This window comes from Niveispirillum sp. FG148 (assembly GCF_057809655.1).
Map to the genome: position 1 here is coordinate 1 of NZ_JBMDKJ010000043.1, position 21,172 is coordinate 21,172.

Annotated in this window: 14 protein-coding genes; 7 read left to right on the forward strand and 7 right to left on the reverse strand. The window is 60.3% G+C overall.

What is annotated here, in order from left to right:
- Positions 1-14: 14 nt before the first annotated feature.
- On the forward strand, positions 15-1,067 hold the full coding sequence (locus ACODTW_RS26360) for a hypothetical protein (protein WP_488949122.1): 1,053 nt from the start codon (positions 15-17) through the stop codon (positions 1,065-1,067).
- On the opposite strand, the gene ACODTW_RS26365 is transcribed toward ACODTW_RS26360, so the two are convergent.
- The 3 genes from ACODTW_RS26365 to ACODTW_RS26375 form a co-directional block, all read right to left on the reverse strand.
- Positions 1,043-2,287: a class I SAM-dependent methyltransferase gene (locus ACODTW_RS26365; protein WP_488949123.1), complete on the reverse strand. Its 1,245-nt coding sequence runs from the start codon at positions 2,285-2,287 to the stop codon at positions 1,043-1,045. The genes ACODTW_RS26360 and ACODTW_RS26365 overlap by 25 nt on opposite strands.
- 15 nt (positions 2,288-2,302) lie before the next feature.
- Complete coding sequence (locus ACODTW_RS26370) at positions 2,303-3,193, reverse strand: tyrosine-type recombinase/integrase (protein ID WP_488949124.1); 891 nt, start codon at positions 3,191-3,193, stop codon at positions 2,303-2,305.
- A 287-nt stretch (positions 3,194-3,480) separates the two neighbouring features.
- Complete coding sequence (locus tag ACODTW_RS26375) at positions 3,481-3,930, reverse strand: RrF2 family transcriptional regulator (RefSeq protein ID WP_488949125.1); 450 nt, start codon at positions 3,928-3,930, stop codon at positions 3,481-3,483.
- 210 nt (positions 3,931-4,140) lie between these two features.
- Between ACODTW_RS26375 and hmpA the strand changes: the two genes are divergently transcribed.
- The 3 genes from hmpA to ACODTW_RS26390 all read left to right on the forward strand — a co-directional run bounded on the left by hmpA (position 4,141) and on the right by ACODTW_RS26390 (position 9,330).
- Positions 4,141-5,358 (forward strand): NO-inducible flavohemoprotein, encoded by a 1,218-nt coding sequence (hmpA, locus tag ACODTW_RS26380; RefSeq protein ID WP_488949126.1) that lies wholly within the window; start codon positions 4,141-4,143, stop codon positions 5,356-5,358.
- Between the two features lie 220 nt (positions 5,359-5,578).
- Positions 5,579-8,005, forward strand: a complete 2,427-nt coding sequence (locus ACODTW_RS26385; RefSeq protein ID WP_488949127.1) for a TonB-dependent receptor — start codon at positions 5,579-5,581, stop codon at positions 8,003-8,005.
- A 170-nt stretch (positions 8,006-8,175) separates the two neighbouring features.
- Complete coding sequence (locus ACODTW_RS26390) at positions 8,176-9,330, forward strand: FAD-dependent oxidoreductase (RefSeq protein WP_488949128.1); 1,155 nt, start codon at positions 8,176-8,178, stop codon at positions 9,328-9,330.
- A gap of 75 nt (positions 9,331-9,405) precedes the next feature.
- Here the strand turns inward: ACODTW_RS26390 and ACODTW_RS26395 are convergent, their stop codons facing one another.
- Together ACODTW_RS26395 and ACODTW_RS26400 are read right to left on the reverse strand one after the other, a co-directional pair.
- Complete coding sequence (locus ACODTW_RS26395) at positions 9,406-9,801, reverse strand: GcrA family cell cycle regulator (protein WP_488949129.1); 396 nt, start codon at positions 9,799-9,801, stop codon at positions 9,406-9,408.
- Positions 9,802-10,043: 242 nt separating this feature from the next.
- Complete coding sequence (locus ACODTW_RS26400) at positions 10,044-11,495, reverse strand: NADP-dependent isocitrate dehydrogenase (RefSeq protein ID WP_488949130.1); 1,452 nt, start codon at positions 11,493-11,495, stop codon at positions 10,044-10,046.
- Between the two features lie 388 nt (positions 11,496-11,883).
- On the opposite strand from ACODTW_RS26400, the gene ACODTW_RS26405 reads away from it, so the two are divergent.
- A complete protein-coding gene (locus ACODTW_RS26405) occupies positions 11,884-13,026 on the forward strand; it encodes a hypothetical protein (RefSeq protein WP_488949131.1) in 1,143 nt (380 codons plus the stop codon).
- 74 nt (positions 13,027-13,100) lie between these two features.
- Here the strand turns inward: ACODTW_RS26405 and ACODTW_RS26410 are convergent, their stop codons facing one another.
- Positions 13,101-14,132: a LacI family DNA-binding transcriptional regulator gene (locus tag ACODTW_RS26410; protein WP_488949132.1), complete on the reverse strand. Its 1,032-nt coding sequence runs from the start codon at positions 14,130-14,132 to the stop codon at positions 13,101-13,103.
- Between the two features lie 512 nt (positions 14,133-14,644).
- On the opposite strand from ACODTW_RS26410, the gene ACODTW_RS26415 reads away from it, so the two are divergent.
- Both ACODTW_RS26415 and ACODTW_RS26420 read left to right on the forward strand, forming a co-directional pair.
- The gene (locus ACODTW_RS26415) at positions 14,645-17,398 is read left to right on the forward strand and encodes a TonB-dependent receptor (protein ID WP_488949133.1); all 2,754 of its coding nucleotides are present in this window, start codon (positions 14,645-14,647) and stop codon (positions 17,396-17,398) included.
- Positions 17,399-17,617: 219 nt separating this feature from the next.
- Complete coding sequence (locus tag ACODTW_RS26420) at positions 17,618-19,060, forward strand: glycoside hydrolase family 30 protein (protein WP_488949134.1); 1,443 nt, start codon at positions 17,618-17,620, stop codon at positions 19,058-19,060.
- 46 nt (positions 19,061-19,106) lie between these two features.
- Here the strand turns inward: ACODTW_RS26420 and ACODTW_RS26425 are convergent, their stop codons facing one another.
- Entirely contained in the window at positions 19,107-21,122 is a 2,016-nt protein-coding gene (locus ACODTW_RS26425; RefSeq protein WP_488949135.1) for a TonB-dependent copper receptor, read from the reverse strand.
- Positions 21,123-21,172: the final 50 nt, after the last annotated feature.

The following is a 21,172-nucleotide window of genomic DNA, read 5'->3' on the forward strand; positions in this document are numbered from 1 at the left end:
GATAACTGGGAATTATGGACTCGGCTTATGATCTTCTCCCATGGCTTTTCGGTTTTTGTTCCAATTGTTTCTATTCAAAGTCATCAGCATTGTATATTGCCTATGGTATTCTAGTTATAATATTTAGCTTTGTGCCTGGAAAATTAGAAAGTTTTTCAGTAGTTGGTGCGCCATTAATTTCAGAAATTAAACACAACGATTTCTCAAAGAGTATACAGCACAAAGTATTTGAGAAATTAGTTTATTTATTTTCGATAGACGTATTTTTTATACTTATAGAATTTTTGATAATTATAATAAAGAAAATATCGAATATTACTGAGCCGCACTTTCAGCTTAAAACATTTGTCAGATTCCTAAATTTCTATTTTGTAGTCATACCACTTCCGGCGGCATTTATGCATCCCATGTACCACGATCTACGCAAACCAGACATGACTCTAATGTCAGCAGTACTAATGCTGATAATAATCAATGCATTGGGGGATTTGCTTTCATTTAACCTGTCAATTAAAATATACAATATATGCGTCCGTGATTTTCAGAAAACTAATGAAGAAGGATTAAATGGATTCATCAAAGATTTATTATTTGAATCTAAGGCGTATTTGGCAATATTGACTGGGGCCTTCACAACTCTATTCTTGCTTGCTTTCGTCCTTATTATATCAAGCATTCTATTTGGTGTTCAAGTAAATCAGTGCGACTTCTCATTGACGATGGAGAACGGATTGAAAATATGGACCCGTATATTGAAAACGCACGAATTGGTAGGAGAAATGTATTGGTTCCCAAATGGCGAACCTGGACCGTTCGGACTTCCCGGCATACCGGGTATATTTTTATACGGGCTATTAACATTTATACCAACTATATTTATGTTTTCTTTGGCTTTATTTTGGCTTTTCATGGTTCCTATTCGGGCGGTCATCTTCATGCCAATTGACCAGAAATTTAGAATCATTATTTCAGAGGTTCTTGTGCTTATGGTTTGCGCGGTGTTCAGTAATTTATTTCACATGGATTTTTCACTTTCTGATTTCTATCTTCTCCTAAAAACAAAATGAGCAACCCTATTCATACATATTCTGTTCGAGAACATATTCTCAACGGAACTGAGATAAAAGTGCCATGTGCGAAGGAAGCGCTCTGCCCCCTCAGCTGAGTATCTGTTTAACAAAAGATGGTCCCGAAACTGACTGTGATTGAGGACAAATTTTCTCCTCCACAGTTCTATAGTCCTCCGATAGTTTTCAGATTCATGGAAGTGTATTCCAGATAATGTCAGCACTCCTTCGGCCGCCTCTAGTACTTCAGCAACAGATGGGGCATACCCACCCGGAAATATATTCTTATCAATCCATGAGTTCGTGGGAATATTGCTGCGCTCGCAAACGATAGTATGTACAACTATGGTGCCATTATCTGATAATAACGACCCAATTTTCCTGAAGAAATCTCTGTAGTCCCCTAATCCAACATGCTCCATCATCCCTATTACAAAAATAGCATCATATGGTTTCTCTGGGTGATGATTTATATAGTCCTCAATTACATAACGCACTCTTCCTTGGCATTCCACGGGCATATATGTTGCTTTTTTAATTGAATAATCGATCTGCTCACTGGATATGGATATTCCTGTCACCTCCGCATATGGATTGTTTCTCACTATATATCGGTCTGCCCCTCCCCAGCCGCATCCAATATCGAGAATACGAACAGGCCCTTCCGGCAAGTTCATTCTTTCAATGATCCGGTCCATTTTATTTTCTTGTGCTTCCTCGAGGCTAATATCCCTTCCATCAAAGAAGGCGCACGTATAAAACATGTTCTCATCAAGAAAAAGTTCATATAGCCTCGAATCAAGGTTATAATGATTTTTTACTTTTCTTGTACTTTGTTTAGTAAGCAACAACTGCTTTAGCACGTGATTCAAAAAAGAAGCTTTCTTCTCTCTTAAATAATATTTTCCATACCCTTCACTGAAGGCTTTGTATCCAATTTCAAAGAAATCAGATAATTCTCCGTTTATTACAAACCACTTTCCCGCAACATAACAACTACCAACAAAATATGACGGATTAACTAACATTAAAATAGTAGATATAATATCGGGAATTGCGATAGTTACACTTCTTTCATCGTGATAAATTATTATATATTTACCATCCATTATCTCCGTTCTGTTGCCGAATGCCGAACGAAATATTCTATATATTATTTTTTTCATGAACTCTGAACGAGGCGCTCTATAAGAGGCGGGAATTTGCAGCTCCGTGGTCATCATAATTCCCAGTTATCACGCCACCCTCCCCAACGTGTCAGCCGCCAGGACCACCTGCTTCAAACGTTCATCGCTGACATGGGTGTAGATCTCCGTCGTCGCGATGGAACGGTGGCCGAGCAGGCGCTGGACGAATCGGATGTCGACGCCGGCCTCCAGGAGACTGGTGGCCGCCGAATGGCGCAGCATGTGGGGGGTGATGCGGCGGGTAAGGCCGGCGGCATTCGCCAAACGGCGCAGGTGGCGGCGGACCCAGTCGGTGGTGATGGCCATGCCCTCCCCCCCAACAAGCAATGGATCGGTTCCGGCGGCGCCCTGCATGCGGCGTTGGCGCAGCAGTTGGGCGAGGTCGGCCACAACACTTTCCGCGGTCAGGAAGACCTGACGCTCCCGGTCGCCCTTGCCGCGCACCCGCAGGGTCCGTGCGTCCAGGTCGATATCGTCATGACGCAGGGCCACCAGTTCCCCCACCCGCATTCCCGTCGTGAACATAAGCTTCACGGCCAGTTTCAAAACCGGCGACGCCTTTTCCGCAGCGCGCAGCAGGCCACGCAGTTCCGGAGCCGTCAGGCAGCGCGGCAGACGCTTGGGTAAACGGATACGGATCTCGGCACGACGAAAGGGAGAAGTGCGGATCAGGCCGCGTCGCTCGGCCCAGGCCATCAGCGCGCGCAGGCAGGCCAGCCGCCGCTTCACCGTGGCCGGCGCCAGCCCACGGGCCTTGCCCAGCCACTCCGCATAGGCCCCCAGGCCCGCGACGGTTGTCACCACGCCGGACGAAGGCAGCGCCAGATACCGCGTGACTTCGGCCAGATCCTGGGCATAAGCGCGTAAGGTGTTCGCCGACAGGTTCCGGCTCGCCTGACAATGGACAAGAAATGTTTCGATTGCGGCTGTCATATCCATGATGACACTCCCCCCTATTGACCCGGAAAGGAGTTGGAACGCCGTTACATCGGCCATGCTGTCAATGGAGTTAGGGATTTATGGACTAAACACACCCTGGTAACGAGATGTGTATCATAGTCTTAGCGGAAAAGCCTGTTTCAGCATAAGAAAACTACAAGGATCGATTGATTAATTGACTATTTTTCACTCGTTTCCTCTGACGGGCCGCTACAATGGGCAGGCCAGAGATATGGGGACTCGACGGCTTGCCCTTCCCATGCGGTCGCCGTCACGCAAAGGCCGCTCTATGAGGGCGATGACGCCTCCCCCAGCCCCAGCAGATGCATCATGCCCGCCGGCTGCACCAGCAGGTCGGCCAGGGTGTATTCATCCAGCACGGCCAGGAACGCCGCCAGCGCCTTGCCCAGCACCTTCTGCAGGCGGCAGTCACTGGTGATGGGGCAGGTGTTCCCCGTCTCGAAACATTCGACGAGGGCCATGTCACCCTCCAGTTGACGTACCAGCGCCCCCAGATTGATGTCGGCCGGTTCCCGCCCCAGGGCCAGCCCGCCATTGCGGCCGCGCACCGTGCGCACATGGCCCAGACGGCCCAGTTCATTCACGATCTTGGTCAAATGGTTTTCGGAGATGCCATAGCGGGCCGCGATTTCCGGCACCGTACATAGTCCTGCCCGCTTCATGCCCAGATAAAGCAGCACGCGCAGCCCATAGTCCGTATAGCGGGTTAATCGCATCACCATCCCCTTTGCCGAACGGCCTATGTCCCCATGCCACCGGCCCCGGCCGGGGGCAAGCCCTCTCCGGCGTGGGGCTGACCTGCGACAATCTGCGCATAAAAGCTTCATCCAAAATATTGCTTCTGATTTGTCCGGGCAATAAGCTGCATTTCTTATGCTTCTTTATAGTATCCATTCTCCCAACAAACTGTAAAAGGAAACGCCAGGATGCTGTCTGCCGAAACCATTGCCATCGTGAAGGCCACTGCCCCCGCCATGCATCAGCATGGAGAGACCATCACCCGCCACATGTATGGCAAGCTGCTGCGTGATCCGGCCATCCGTGCCATCTTCGACCCGACGCACCAGCGCAACGGCACACAGGCCAAGGCGCTGGCCGGCGCCGTTGCCGCCTATGCCGACAATATCGACAATCTGGCGGCGCTGGGCCCGGCCGTGGAGCGCATCGCGGAACGGCATGTGTCATTGCTGGTGCAGCCGCATCATTACGATGTCGTCGGCGCCAACCTGCTGGGGTCGGTGCAGGAAGTGCTGGGCGAGGCCGCGACCCCCGCCATCCTGGGTGCCTGGACAGAGGCCTGGGGATTTCTGCGCGACCTGTTCGTGCGCGTGGAGCAGGAAAAGTACGAGACGCATCGCCGCACGCCCGGGGGCTGGTATGGCTGGCGCCGGTTCCGCGTGGCCCGCGCCGCGCCCGAATGCGCCACCATCCGCAGTCTATATCTGGAGCCGGAGGATGGCGGGGCCGTCCTGCCCTTCCAGCCTGGCCAATATCTGACCCTGCGCCTGCCGGTCCCCGGCCATGGCCCCCTGCTGCGCCATTACAGCCTGTCCGACGCGCCGCGCGGCAACACCTACCGCATCTCCGTGAAGCGGGAGGCCGCACCGCTGGTCGGGGTGCCGGATGGGCTGGGCTCCGGCTATCTGCACCATCACCTGTCGGTGGGGGATGTGGTGGAGGCGGCTCCGCCGGCCGGTAGCTTCACGGCACCCGATGGCGATACCCCCTTGATCCTGCTGGCTGGCGGCATCGGCATCACCCCGCTGCTGTCCGTGGTGGAAGGGCTGGCGGCCGTCCGGTCACCGCGCCCGGTGCGTCTGCTGCATGCCGTCCGCGACCGTGCCCACCACGCGTTCGGGGCCCATCTGCGCGCCCTGGCCCGGCAATGGGCCCCGCTGGATGTCAGCATTTTTTATGAGCAGGTGGAAGCGCGGGATCAGGTCGGTATCGACCATGATGAAACGGGGCGCATCGACCCCGCCCGCGTCGCCGCCCTTCCGGAGGCTGGGCGCGCACATTATATGGTATGCGGCCCGAAGCCCTTCATGGCCGCCATGATCAAGGGTTTGAAAGAAAACGGAATTCCGGCCGATCGCATCCGCTATGAATTCTTCGGCTCCCACGAAGAAGAATTGCTTGACTGAGGCGCCGGAACACCATCCGCAAGCCTGCTGAATTCTTGAAAATCGCAGAATCCCTTTGCCCACGGTTTCAGCAGAAGCCGTGGGCGTTTTTTATTCATCTGCGCTTGTCCTAGGCATATTGCTGATATTTCGGTGATATGACAGCGTGGTGAAACCGTAAAGGACAGGGGGCCGCCGAGCCCCGATGTCCACATAAGAAGAAGTCTGGGGAGGTACCATAATGCTCAGCAATTCCAACGGGACCAAGCGGTCCCGCTGCTTCCGTGCGACCATTTCCATCCTGCTGTCGACGTCCGCCGCCGCCCTGGCGCCGGCCCTGCCTGCCATGGCGCAGAGCAATCAGACGGGCATGTTGGAAGAGATCATCGTCACTGCACGTAAACGCGACGAGACGTTGAAGGATGTCCCCTTCTCCATTAACGCGATCGGCGCCGAGTCGATTCGCGCTTCTGGCGCCGAAAACATCGAGGACGTGTCGCGCAACATTGTCGGCCTGTCCATCCAAAACCTGGGGCCGGGCCAGAGCCAGGTCGCCATCCGCGGCATTTCCGCGGGGCAGATCGTGCGCGACCAGCCGGGCGTGAAGGAACAGGTCGGCGTCTATCTGGACGAATCCGTCATATCCCTGTCGCTGTTCACACCGGACCTGGACCTCTATGACCTGAACCGCGTGGAAGTGCTGCGCGGCCCGCAGGGCACGCTGTATGGCTCCGGCTCGCTGTCGGGTACCGTGCGGTATATCACCGCCCAGCCCGAACAGGGCAAGACCGCCGGCACCACCGAAATGTCCGTCGAACAGTTGAAGGATGGCGGCACCGGCTACAGCGCCAAGGCCATGATCAATGTGCCTGTCTCCGATACGCTGGCCCTGCGCGCCGTCGGCTATGGCACGCGCTATGCGGGCTTCATTGACGCGGTGCAGCCCAATGGCAGCATCAAGAAGGACGTCAATGACGGTTTCCGCACCGGCCTGCGCGTGGCACTGGCCTGGCAGCCGACGGAGAATGTCACCATCACCCCGCGTGTGGTGCATCAGGAAATCCAGGCCGACGGCTTCAACCGCGAGGATGATTTCAACATCCTGGCCAACGAGCTGGTGACGACGGGCGACCGCCGTTTCACCTTCAAGGATCGCCAGCAATTCACCCAGCTTGAAGAACAGTTCAAGGACAAGTTCACGCTGGCCGACCTGACCATCGCCGCCGATCTGGGGGCCGTCACCCTGACCTCCATCACCTCGGTCACCGACCGTGAGCTGCTGGTCTATCGCGACGCGTCGCAGCTGACGGGCTCCATCACCGGCCAGCCGGGCGTGCTGTCGCCCACGGGCCTGTCCAAGCAGGTCTATACGCTGGACAGCCCGCTGTCGGACACGACCGACGTCAAGGTCTTCACCCAGGAAGGCCGCCTGGCGTCCAACAGCGACGGGCCGTTCCAGTGGGTGGCCGGCGCCTTCTATTCCAAGATCAAGCGCAAGTACGGCCAGACCCTTAATGTCGACGGGTTTGAAAGCCTGACCGGCATCGACAGCAACGGTACCGGCGCGCAGAACGGTCTGGACGAGCTGTACTGGTCGCGCATTCCCTATGATTTCAAGCAGTTCGCGGTATTCGGCGAAGGCTCCTATGAGCTGACCGAAGCGCTGTCGGCGACGTTGGGTCTGCGCTATTTCGACTTCAAGGAAAAGCGCACACTGAATTTCGACGGTATCTTCGCCGACCGCGCCCAGGGCGTAAAGGGTGAGACCAGCACCGACGGCCTGTCCCCACGCGCCATCCTCAGCTACAAGGCCAACGAGGATGTCACCATCAATGCCCAGGTCTCCAAGGGCTTCCGACTGGGCGGCATCAATGATCCGCTCAACCTGCCGCTCTGCTCCGCCGCCGACAAGGTGACCTTCGGCGGGCGTGGCGATTTCAAGAACGAGCAGGTCTGGAACTATGAAATGGGGGCGAAGATCGGCTTTGCCGGTGGCCGCGGCTCGTTCAATGTTGCCGGCTACTATACCGACATCTCCAACCTGCAGGTGACGCTGGATGCCGGCACCTGTTCGTCGCGCATCGTGTTCAACGCCGATGCCCGCACGGTGGGCACGGAAGCCGAACTGAGCTATCAGGTGACGCCGGCCTTCAACATCTCGCTGAGCGGCAGCTTCAATGACAGCGAGTTCACCGATACGGTGACGTCGGTCGGGGCTGGCGGTGCTGCCAGTGTCGTCGGCGGCATCAAGAAGGGCAACCGCCTGCCCACCGTGCCGCGTCTGCAATTCAGCGCGCAGACCAAGTGGGAGGATGAGGTGGCGCCCGATCTGCTGGGCTTCGCCATCGCCACCTTCCAATATGTCGGTTCCCGCTATACCCAGGCGGTGGACCAGGACCCGACGGCCGTGGGCACGGTCACCCGCATCCCCATCGGCAGCCAGCCGTCCAGCACCTTCACCTTTGACCCGCGCCTGCCGTCCTATACCAGTGTCAATCTGCGGCTGGGTGTGAAGAAGGACGAATGGGAACTGGCGGGTTACGTCAACAACCTGTTTGACGAGAATGCCAAGCTGTCGCTGGACCGCGAACGCGGTTTCCGTGCCCGCGTGGCCTATCAGGTGGCCAAGCCCCGCACCATCGGAGCGCAGGTCAGCACCAAGTTCTGATGCTGGTGCATGGGGCCGCTCCGCAAGGGACGGCCCCATTTCTTCATATCCATTCCTGTCGTCCGCCCCCGCCGAACCGGACCGCCATGCCACCACGCCCCACGCGCCGTGCTATCCTGGCCACCGCCCTGGCGCCATTGGCGGCGCCCAAGGCCACGGGAGGTGCGGCGGTGAGCAAGCACAGGTGGGACGTCATCGTGATCGGGGCCGGCGTCTTCGGCACCTGGACAGCCTGGCATCTGCGGCAGCGGGGCCAGCGTGTGCTGCTGCTGGATGCACAGGGCCCGGCCCATGCCCGCGCGTCTTCCGGCGGGGAGACGCGGATGACCCGCACGGCCTATGGCGCCGATGCCATCTATTCCCGCATGGCCTGGGACAGTCTGGCCGATTGGAAGGATCTGTCGGCCACGGCGGAACTGCCGCTGTTCCATCCGACGGGCGTGCTGTTCTTCTTTGCGCATGAAGAAGCCTATGCAAGCGACAGCATGGAGACGCATCGCCGCCTGGGCCTGCCGACAGAGGTGCTGGATCAGGCGGCTTTAAGCAAACGCTATCCGCAAATCGACTTCACCGGCATCAGCCTGGGCCTGTACGAACCGGCGCTGGGCGTGCTGATGGCCCGCCGGTCGGTGCAGACGCTGGTCGCCCGCTTCGTAAAGGCGGGCGGGGAGTATCGCCAGGCACTGGTCCTGCCACCGGGTGAAGGCCCCATCCGCACCCTGCGCATGAGCGATGGGCGCGAACTGGCGGCTGACCGCTATATCTTCGCCTGCGGCCCCTGGCTGCCCAAACTGTTCCCCAGCCTGCTGGGCCGCCGCATCTTCCCCACCCGTCAGGAAGTGTTCTTCTTCGCCCCGCCGGCCGGCGACGCGCGGTTCAGTCCCGGCACCCTGCCCGGCTGGGCTGATTTCAATGAAGGCGACCTTTATTACGGCTTCCCCGATATCGAGGCGCGCGGTTTCAAGATCGCCCATGACCGGCACGGTCCCGCCATCGACCCCGACCAGGGCGACCGGACTTTCAGCGCCCCGGAACTGGCGGATGTCCGCGCCTATATGGCACGGCGCTTCCCGGCCCTGGCCGATGCGCCACTGGTGGAGACGCGCATCTGTCAGTATGAGAACAGCGCCAATGGCGACTTCCTGATCGACCAGCATCCGGACGATCCCGCCACCCTGCTGGTGGGCGGCGGCTCCGGCCATGGCTTCAAACACGGCCCCGCCGTGGGCCGGCTGGCGATGGCGCTGGCGCTGGACGGCACGGCCCCAGACGCGCGCTTCTCGCTCGCCGGCAAGGGGACGGTGCAGAACAGGGCTGTTCACTGAAATTCGCGTTGGGCGCAAGCAAAAAGCCCCGGTACCGCACGATACCGGGGCTTTTTATCAGCGATGCTGTGCGGTTCAGGCGACGCCCAGCTTGCGGTCGTCGTCGCGCTTGCGGGCCGGCTGATAGGCAATGGCCGCATGCTCAGCGCAGTAGGGCAGCCCGTTCAGCGACGGCTTGCCGCAGAAATGGAAATCGGGAGACTTCGGGTCACCGACCGGCCACTTGCACATCCGTTCCGTCAGCGACAGGATGGTGGCGCCCTTGGTCGGCTTCTTCTTGATGGGCGACGGGCGGCCGGACAGGCCCAGCCGGTGCGCCTTGCCGATCACGGCGTTACGGGTAACATTGCCCAGCAGATCGGCAATTTCACTGGCGCTCATGCCCTGACCCCAAAGCTGGCGCAGCTTTTCAACGCGCTCTTCGCTCCAGGTGCTTTCCGTCGCTTCCACGCTCCAGGTCCCCTTTGGCATGCAATTACCGAACTTGGACAAAACATAAACCCGCCGCAGCGCAATACAAAGCCAACCGCATGCGAATTAATGTCTTATCCCTTATCGAGCCACTAAATATGGTGGCCGCTTGAAAACAAACCTACCAAATTTGAGTCGGCTTGTGTAGGGGGGGCGTCACGGATTCCTGTGGGTAACTGTGTTACCTATCCAAGAGATAAAGGGGCGGCATGGCACCGCCCCTCCCCGTTCGGCCGAACGGCTTACTGGCCCGCCGCGGCCGAGAAGCCGTTGCTACCGTCAAAGCTGTACAGGCTGGCCGTCTGCACAACGTCCAGTCCGGCATCGGTGAAACGGCCCAGCAGACCGACGATGGCGGCCGGGTTCACCGGGGTCTTGCCGTCGCCCAGCAGGCGCAGGCGCCAATGGTCGGTGCAGAAGGTTTCCGGCGCCCCGTCCGGCCACACCTTCTGGCCGCGGTTGGAGATCATGGTCAGCTTCAGATCGTCACCGACCAGACCGGCTACGCGGGCGGCCATGTCGTCGCCGTTGCCCCCTTTGTGATCCACGAACATGTCGACGCCGATCAGCTTCTTTTCCTGACGCGGCACGTCCTTCAGGGCGATGCCGGCGAAGCTGGCCTTTTCACCGACCTGATAGGAGGCCGGGGTCAACTGGTTCGGACGCTCGCCCAGACGGTCGATCAGATTCATGGCGAAGTCGCGCGTGCCGACGCGGGCCTTGGACACGCCGCGCTTGAAGATGTCGACGGTGTGGATGCCGTCCTCGATCATGCGCAGCCAGGCATTATGGATCTTCTCGGCGGCTTCGGCCTGACCGATATGGACCAGCATCATGACCGAGGCCAAGATCAGGCCCGACGGGTTGGCGATGCCCTTGCCGGCGATGGTCGGGGCCGAACCATGGATGGCTTCGAACATGGCGCACTGGTCGCCGATGTTCGACGAACCGGCCAGACCGACCGAGCCCGTGATCTGGGCCGCGATGTCGGAGATGATGTCGCCATAGAGGTTCAGCGTGACGATGACGTCGAACTGTTCCGGCGTGTCGGCCAGACGGGCAGCACCGATATCGACGATCATCGTCTCATGCTCGATATCGGGATATTCGGCGGCGATCTCGTCAAACACGCGATGGAACAGGCCATCGCTGATCTTCATGATATTGTCCTTCACGAAAGCCGTCACCTTGCGGCGATGGTTCGCGCGGGCATATTCGAAGGCGTAGCGGATGATCTTTTCCGAACCCGGACGCGTGATCAGCTTGACGGCCTGAGTCACTTCCTGCGTCTGGCGGTATTCGATACCGGCATACAGGTCTTCCTCATTCTCGCGCACGATGACCACGTCCATGGTCGGGTGCTTGGTCGAGACGTAAGGATGGTAGGAGACGCAGGGACGGATATTGGCGTAAAGGCCCAGCGCGCCACGGATGGTGACGTTCAGCGACTTGTACCCTCCCCCCTGCGGCGTGGTGATCGGGGCCTTCAGGAAGACCTTGGTGCGGCGCAGGCTGTCCCAGGCGCCGGGCTCCATGCCATTCATGATGCCGCGCTTGTAAACGCTCTCGCCGATCTGGATCTCTTCAAACGCCAGATTGGCGCCGGACGCCTGCAGCACTTCCAGTGTGGCGTCCATGATCTCCGGGCCGATGCCATCGCCACGGGCAATGGTAATGGGGGTGGGTTCGGTCATGTCGTAAGGTCCTTTCGTCAACGCCCGTCCCCTTCAGCGGGGTTGACCGGGCATGCGGCCGGGAAATTAATCCGGCACCCAAGCCAGCGCAATCTCACCAATGGTCGGGGCCGACCTGCCGGGCCGGCGTAAGTTCGGGACGATAAAGCACTTTTGTGTCGCGACGACGTGACCGGACGGCATTTTCGATGCCCCCCTGGCGGCAGCCCCCCCCCGATGACGACCCCAGCCCCGTCCGCGTTCCTGTCGCATGGTGATGGACGGAGCGCATAGAAGCATAGCCTATAATCTACTTTTGGTTTATATAATCATATACCATACATTGCATCACCCCATTCCACTCTCCCTCAACGCGCCCCGGAGGCTCGCAATGACCTGGACCTGCTATTTGACCATCACCAACGACACCGACCGCGACCTGACCCTGACCCAGTCCACGCTCGACCATGGCCTCTGGTTTCGGTCCGGCGTCGATGACAACGCACCTGTTTCTGTCAAGGCCCGTGGCGTCGTCCAGGCCATGGGCATCCGCGCCTATTCCGGCACCTGGACCGGCTATGAGTGCCACCTGGAATGGACAAGCGCCACGCCGGAGGGCGAAGCGGATTACGGCACGGTCGGGGTCTGGATCGACGTCCCCTACAATGGCGACAACCAGGCCCGCGTTACCAAGTCCGGCGCGCTGCATGTCACCAAATGGGATGGAACCATTCCCGCCAAAGGAACCGACTTCAATCTGAACATGACGGTCAGCGTCATGGCCCCGGCGCAGGCCTTGAACGGCCCCGGACAGGCGGCGGTTGCCGAACTGGATGCGGAATATCAACGCTATCTGCTGGAGCTGGCGAGCAATCCCGATATTACGGACTGGTCTGCCGTACAATCGGCGCTGCCCGAAGTGGAAGACTTCATCTTCAACCGTTACACTCCGAAGGAGCAGACGGCCGCCCCACATCTGGTCGCGCGATCGGCCCCATTTACCATTGACACCAAACTGTGGTCGGGTATCGGCGATCCCTATTATGAAGACGAATATTCGAAATCGTTGTTCGTGGAGGAGTATTTCGCCGTTGCGATCCACAGTGTCGCAACGGATAGTCGGGATTGGGTATCCTTGCCGGCTGGTACGCAAGTGACCTTGTCAAAAAGAACAACCGTACAATCCGCAATCCATACGACATTGACCACCACCTGGTCCGTTAACACATCCCTGACGGAACAGGCCAACGAGCCCGTGACCGGAAGCTCTGTGGCATCCAGCCTTGAAACCCATTTCGGTATCGAAAATGTTTTGGAGGAAAGCCGGGAATACGTGCAGGAAGTGGTGGTTGAACTGGTGGTGAAGGCACCCGACGATCAGGACGAGACCATCATTCCGTGGGTCTATAGCACGGCCGTGGCGCTTTATCGGCGGGAGAAGGCCAAGGGTGACAAGCCTGGCCGCATCATGCTGATCGCCGTGTCCGAATGGGCGCGGACGCAACAATTCGCCACCTATCGCAGCGGCGTCCATGTAGACCCGCAGAAATGACCCTGTGACCGGCGCTGTCCCCCTGGCTCCAACCAGGGGGACAGCACAGACCGGCCATCAAACCCTGCCCGTGATCACCTCTCCGGCGTTGAAGAGGGTCGGTGTGGTTCGACGACGCTGTCGCGCCACACCACCTCTGACGGGAAGCGGCGGCCCACCGGCAGGTCACCGCCATAGCACTGGTTCAGCAGATGGTGGACTGCGGCAATGGCATAATCGCGCCAATGCACCTTGACCGTGGTCAGGCGCGGAGCCGCGAATTCGGCCACATCGGTGCCGTCATAGCCGATGACCGACAGGTCGCGCGGCACCGACACACCCTGGCGATGCAGCCAGGACAGGGCACCGACGGCCATTTCGTCATTGGCGCAGAACAGGGCCGTGAAGCCCGGCCGCCGTTCCATCAGCGTCGCCACCGCGTTCCAGCCGCCTTCGGGTGAAAAGTCGCTGTCGACCTGCGGCAGATGACCGGTGTCGATCCCCGCCCGCGCCAGTTCCCCCTTGAACCCTTCCAGACGCTGGCGGTTGTCGTAAGAGGTGACGGGACCGCCGATGATGGCAATGTTGCGATGGCCCTTCTCCAGCAGGGCGCAGGCCGCCAGCTGGCCGGAACGGAAATGATCGGGCCGGAAGCAGTCCCCCGCAACCGCGGGAAATTCCTGGTTCAGCAGCACGAACTTGGTCCGCAGCCCCCCCAACTCCGCCAGGTCCGCCTCCTCCAGCGCGGTACCGACGATCAACAATCCGTCGCAGCCACGCTCCACCAGGAAATGCGCACCCTCCAGCGCCTGCTGCCGCTCCCCCTCCAGCTTCTGGCCGAAGGCGACGACCGTGTGGCGGCCATGCACCCGCAGTTCCGAATAGATCGCGTGCAGGATGGGCGTGTAGAAGGCGCCCTGGATCAGCGGGATGAACACACCGATCGTCTGTGTGCGACCCGTGGGCAGCGTGCGCGCCGTATGCGACGGCCGGAACCCCAGTTCCTCGATCGCCTTGCGCACCTTGGCTGCGGTTTCTGCCGACACAGACCCCTTGCCGGCCACGACACGGGAGACGGTGCCAAGCCCGACACCCGCATGTTTGGCGACATCCTTGATGGTCGGCATCACTGCCCCGGTCTGTTGAAGCGATTGCCCCGGAAAATACCGGGACCATGGGATTTGAACAATCGGAAGCCCCAGCCTGTCAATGCTGATCTTCGAAAATCGTGATTTTAACTTAAACCAGACCAATTCTTCAGTAAATTTCTCCATCACTCCCGGACATGACACACATACACTCCATCACCTGCGATATTTTTCCGCCAAAGGAAGCGTAAATACGATATATAAGGATAGAAATATTATCGATATAACTCAACATATATTCAAAATTGCGATCTAACCCGGAACAATGACTGACTTCACAATGATTTACCTCAGAAACGAAAGAAGAAAAATAATCTATTGACAGCCGGATCGGGCTGTGGCGTAGGATTGGATACGTTTCCAATCGGTCGGAAGGGGACATCCAGGGCCGCAATCGCGGCCGGCCGGACAAGTAACGACAACAGAAATGTGATGCTGGTGGCGTCCTGGGTGGCGCATGCCTGTATAGACTCATGGGAGGTAGAGTAAAAATGGCTCGTTCGCCGAACCGGGCACGTATTCGTGCGCCGTTCCATCACCTTGCCCTGGCCCTTTCGACCACCTGCGCCCTGGTGGCACTGGCCGGCACCGCCCAGGCCCAGTCGGCCCAGCCGACCGGCACGGAAGATCAGCAGATCGAAGAGATCGTCGTCACCGGCCTGCGCCGCGGGTTGCAGGACAGCATCCAGGTGAAGAAGGAAGCCACCGGCATTGTCGAGGCGGTGTCGGCAGAGGATATCGGCAAGCTGCCCGACGTCTCCATCGCGGAATCGCTGGCCCGCCTGCCCGGTCTGGCCGGTCAGCGCGTGAATGGCCGCGTGCAGGTTCTGTCCATCCGCGGCCTGTCGCCTGACTTTTCCAACACCCTGCTGAACGGACGCCAGCAGGTGTCGACCGGCGACAACCGCGCCGTCGAATATGACCAGTACCCGTCCGAACTGATCAGCAGCGCCGTCATCTACAAGACGGCCGATGCCGGCCTGACGGGCCAGGGCCTGTCGGGTACCGCCGACATGCGCACCATCCGCCCGCTGGAATTCGGCAAGCGGGCCATTTCCGTCAATCTGCGCGGCGAAATGAATTCGCTGGGCAAGCTGAATGACGGCAGCCGCGACCTGGGCGGCCGGGCCAGCATCTCCTATATCGACCAGTTCGCCGACGGCAAGGTGGGCGTCGCCCTGGGCTATGCCCACCTGGACAGCCCCAGCCAGATCAAGCATTACAAGGCTTGGTGGTGGGACACGCAGGATAACCGTTTCGGCGCCGGCAATACCGACGCGCTGGGCCTGCAGGGCGCCGAGGTCACGGCCGTTTCCCGTCGTCAGGTCCGCGACGGCGTGATGGGCGTGCTGGAACTGAAGCCCAACGACGTGCTGCACACCACCATCGACGCCTATTACTCGTCCTTCAGCCAGGATGAGACGATGAGCGGTGCGATGTGGCTGATGAGCCGCTGGAACGATGATATCAGCTTCACCAACCCGACCTTCGAGAATGTGAACGGCACGAAGCTGAACACGGGCGGCACGGTGAAGGGCGTCACCCCCATCATCCGCAACGATTTCAACAAGCGCGATGACGACATGGTCGCCATCGGCGTCAACAATCAGCTGGACCTGGGCCGCTGGAATGTCGGCCTGGATTTCGGCTATTCCCGCGCCACGCGCGATGAGCAGGTCCTGGAAACCTATGCCGGTTATGCGCCGATCCGCACCGGCGACACCATGACCTATTCCATCCCGCAATCGGGCATCCCGACCTTCAAGTTCGGCTATGATTATGCCGATGCGGCCAAGATGCAGCTGGGCGACCCGGCCCCCGGCGGTTGGGGCCATGATGGCGCCATCCGCTATCCGCATGTGAAGGACACGCTCTATACCGCCCGCGCCACGGCCGGCCATGATCTGGACGGCACCTTCCTGGAGAACGCCTTCAAGGGGTTCGAGGTTGGGGTCGATTACAACAACCGCAAGAAGTCGCACGACGTTGCCGACAATGACCTGTTCTTGAAGAACGGCCGCAAGCCGGTGGCCGTCGGGTCGGAATATCTGCGCGACGCCACCGATCTGGGCTATGCCGGCATGGGCGGCGTGATGGCGTTCAATGTCATGGATGCGCTGAACACCTATTACAACATCGTCCCGATCGACAATGCCGACCAGTGGAACAAGGCCTGGAAGATCAAGGAAGATGTGACCACCGGCTTTGCCAAGCTGAATATCGATGCCGAACTGGGGTCGATCAAGCTGCGCGGCAATGTCGGCGCCCAGCTGGTCCATGCCAAGCAAAGCTCCGAAGGCTATGGCGTGAATTACGGTGACCAGAAGAAGCCGACCCCGCTGACGGGTGGTGCTTCCTACACCGACTTCCTGCCCAGCCTGAACCTGGTGGGCGATCTGGGCGACGACGCCTATATCCGCTTCGGCCTGGGCAAGACCATGGCCCGTCCGCGCATGGACGATCTGCGGGCCAGTGTGTCGGCCAGCGTCGATACCACGACCCGGCTGTGGAGCGGCAATGGTGGCAACCCCAACCTGAAGCCGTGGCGCGCCACCGCCGTCGACCTGTCCGTGGAGAAGTATTTCGCCAAGGCCACCTATATCGGTCTGGCCGGCTTCTACAAGGACATGAAGACCTATATCTATAACCAGAGTGTGAAGTTTGACTTCTCCGGCGTACCGGTGCCGGCCACGGGTGGCGTACCGGTCAGCAATATCGGCAGCATGACCCAGCCGGCCAACGGATCGGGCGGCAACCTGAAGGGTATCGAGCTGTCGGGTGCCATCGAAGGCGAGATCGTGCATCCCTGGCTGGAAGGCTTTGGCGTGCTGGGCAGCCTGTCGCGCATCTGGACCAACATCCATCCCGACGGTCCGGGCACGACCAACAGCCTGCCGGGCCTGTCGGGCACGACCACGTCGGTCACCGCGTACTATGAAAAGGACGGTTTCTCCACCCGCATCAGCAAGCGCTACCGCTCCGCCTATCGCGGCGAGGTCAACCAGCTTTATGCCACACGCGGCTACACGGAGATCCTGGCCGACAAGCAGGTCGACTTCCAGATGGGCTATACGGTCCAGGGTGGCGATCTGGAAGGTCTGGGCGTGCTGTTCCAGGTCAACAACCTGACCGACGCGCCCTACCGCACCCGCACCGGCACGACGCTGTCCGACGGTTCCTTCATTCCGGAAACCTACGAGCGCTATGGCCGCCAGTTCATGCTGGGCGTGAATTACCGCATGTGACGGAATGCCCCGGCGCCGGTTCCATCCGGCGCCGGGGCTCTCCCTTCCTCCTCTGTCCAACTGACATCCCGGCAGATGCCGGACCCTGGGAAGAACCATCCGTAAGTGTGACCGTTGGCGTCTCGCCCGGCAGACCGGATGGTTTATGATCCTGCGGCCCGGCATCCGCCGGGATGATTTTTGTCCGGCACCGGCAACGAACGAGAGCGGAGAAGCGCCTTGTCCCTGTCCCGTCTGTCCCGTCTTCTGTGTCATGTCTCGCTGGCGGGGGCGATCGCCGCCACCCTGCCCCTGCCCGCCCTGGCGCAGGGCAAGAGGGCCGAGGTCTGGGTCACCAGCGCCGACGGGCGCGACCTGCTGGCCCACAAGGGCACCCTGCCCCGCCACAAGGAAGGTCATTATCCCGGCACGATCCGCATCGATCCCAGCCGGTCCTATCAGGAAATTGTGGGTTTCGGCGCGGCCCTGACCGACGGTTCCGCCGAGATGATCCAGCATGGGCTGGATGCGGCCGGCCGGGCAGCGCTGCTGCAGGAACTGTTCGGGGCCGACGGGCTGGCCCTGGGCTTCACGCGCCTGACCATCGGCGCGTCTGATTTCTCCTCCACCCATTACACATTCGACGACCAGCCCAAGGGGGGCAGCGATCCGGAGCTGAAGGGCTTCTCCATCGATCCCAACCGCGATGCCGTGCTGCCCGTCATCAAGCAAATCCGGGCGGTCAATCCCGACATCGCCATCATGGCGTCACCCTGGAGCGCGCCGGGCTGGATGAAGACGACGGACAGCCTGATCAAGGGCAAGCTGCGACCCGACTATTACGACGTCTTCGCCCGCTACATGGTCGCCTATACCAAGGCCTATGCGGCCGAGGGCGTGCCGCTCTATGCCCTGACCTTGCAGAACGAGCCGCATTTCGAGCCGGAGGATTATCCCGGCATGAAGCTGACGCCCGACGCCCGCGCCCGCGTGGTGGCCGACCATCTGGGGCCGATGCTGGCGCAGATGCCCAACGCCCCGCGCATTCTGGAATGGGACCATAACTGGGACGAGCCCGACAGCCCCATCGCCATGCTGGCCGACAAGAACGCCGCCGCCTATGTCAGCGGTGTGGCCTGGCATTGCTATGCCGGCGATGTGGCCGTGCAGTCCGATGTGCATGAAGCCCATCCTGACAAGGATGCCTATATCACCGAATGTTCGGGCGGCGGCTGGGCCCCGGAATGGGACAAGACCCTGGCCTGGATGATGCGCAACCTGATCATCGACGGCACACGGCACTGGGCACGCGGCGTGCTGCTGTGGAACCTGGCACTCAATGAGAAATGGGGGCCGCATCTGGGCGGCTGCGGCGATTGCCGCGGCGTCGTCACCATCGACAGCCAGACGGGCGCCATCACCCGCAATCTGGAATATTACGTGCTGGGCCATGCCAGCCGCTTTGTCCGCCGCGGGGCCGTGCGGGTGGAGTCCGGGGCATCGGGCGTCAATGGCGTGCAACAGGTCGCCTTCCGCAACAAGGACGGCTCCTTTGCCCTGATCGCGCTGAACCAGTCCGCCACCGCCCAGCCGGTGACGGTGGCGGAGGGCGGCGAAAGCTTTACCTACAGCCTGCCCGCCGGTGCCGTGGCCACCTTCACCTGGAATGACGCCGCCAAGTGATCAAAGGGGGTTGCCGCCGGGCGGTTCAGACCCGGCGGCATCCGGATCAGAAGGTGATGCCGCCCTTGATCCACAGGGTGCGGCCCGGTTCATTGACACGGGTGGTCTGGATATAGCCCTGTCCCACTAGGCTAGCCGTGCCGGAACGGCTGAGCGCTTCGGCATAGGTGCGGTCGAAGATATTGTCGACACCCATGGTCAGGGTCACGCCATCGGCGGGACGCCAGCCGGCCGATGCTGAGAACACGGCAAAACCGCCCGTGCGGCCAATATCGGTGCCGACAATATTGCCCCAGCCGACATCGACCCGGTCCTGGGATGCCGCGAAGCGGGCCAGCGCCCCCGCCATCCAGGTGCCATCGTCATAGTTCAGGCCCAGCTTGGCCTCCAGCGGCGGCATCTGTGCCAGCGCCTTGTCCTCTGTCCGGTTGCGGCCCCGGACATAGGACAGCGACACATCGGCCCGCCAGACCTGGGTGATGGCATAGGCCAGTTCGGCCTCCCCACCCCATTGGCTGGCATTGATATTCTTGCCCGTGCTGGCGGACAGCAGCATGTAATCATCGATACGGTTGGCAAAAAGGGAGAAAGACCCCGACCAGCGATCCGACTGATGCATCAGCCCGGCATCGATCTGGGTGGTCTTTTCGGGCGCCAGGGTGAAGGACCGGCTGCGCTCCCAATAGTCGGGCGCCCGCTCGCTGTGGCCGATGCCGACCTGGAACATCAGGGGGACGGGCCCGGCGATGTCCTGTTCCAGGCGCAGAAAGCCGTTATGCAGCGTGTCGGTGTCGCTGGGACGGGTGGCCAGGTTCAACCGTTCCGCCTCCGTCTGGTTCAGCCGGTAACCCGCCACCAGCATGCGATCGCTGTCCAGGGCATAGTTCGCCTCCATGAAGGCGCCGATTGTGCTGAACTCCAGGTCGGGCAGGCGCGGCTTGTCGCGGTAATCCACCCCGGCCTTGTATTCCATGACGGACAGGCTGCGCACAGTGTGCCGGTCATGATTGCCATCCAGGCCCAGTGTCAGGGTCAGGGCGCCTGACGGGCGCAGATCCACGGCGGCGCGTCCGCCATAGCCTTCGCGGTCGGGATTGGACAGCGGGCCCATCATGCCCCCCGTCCAGCGGCGCAGCGTGAAACTGTCCATGACATGGTCGACATAGTCGTAGAAGACGCTGGCCTCCACCTTGCCGACCAGGGGTGACAGGTCCTCGCGGGCAAAGCGCAGCCGGTGCGACTGCCGGTCGAACTTCACGCCATCCATCATGCGGTCGGCATAGGCGGCCCGCGCCTCGCTGACCTCGCTGCTGCCTTCCAGCAGGGTCACATCGTCGGGTGTCCAGCCGGCGACCAGGGTGCCGCTGGACCGGTTATAGGCGGAATGGACCTTATTGCCGGCGCCATCTTCGTAATCATCGCTGTGGGCGCGGGTGCCGATCAGCCGGACATAGGCCTGGCTGGTGCCGGCTGTCACGTCCACCTGCTGATCGTTGCGGCCATCATTGCCGCCCAGCAGGCTGGCATTGCCACGGATGCCGGGTTCGGTGAAGCGCGGCGTCTCCCGCTCAAACAGCACGGCCGCACCGGACATGCCGCCGCCATACCGCACGCTCTGCGGTCCCTTCAGCACCACGATACGGTTGAAGGCCTCCGGGAAAGCATAGGCCGTGGGCGGGTCCATGCGCATGCCGCAACCACCCATCACGGGCGACCCGTCGATCAGCATGCCCAGGCGCGAGCCGGACTGACCCCGGAACACCGGGTCACCGCCCGTGCCGCCCTTGCGGATGACGGAGAAGCCGGGGATGGACTTCAGATAACCGGCGCCGTCATTGGCGGGCACGGGCTGGCGCGGCTGCTTGGGATCGGTTTCCACCTGGATCGGCGTGGACATGCGGGGCGCCGTCACCACCAGCGGGCGCAGCATCAGGGGCTGGCCCTGCTTGTCGGTCTGCGGCTTCTGCTGTTCGGCATCGGCCTCTGCGGCAAAGGCATGGGGCACAAAGGTGGTCAGCAGCAGGCACGCGGCGAGGCGCGCCGAAATCGTCGTCACGGACATGATCTTATTGTCTTTCAATATGCTGGACGCGCAGCGCCCGGCGCCCGCAT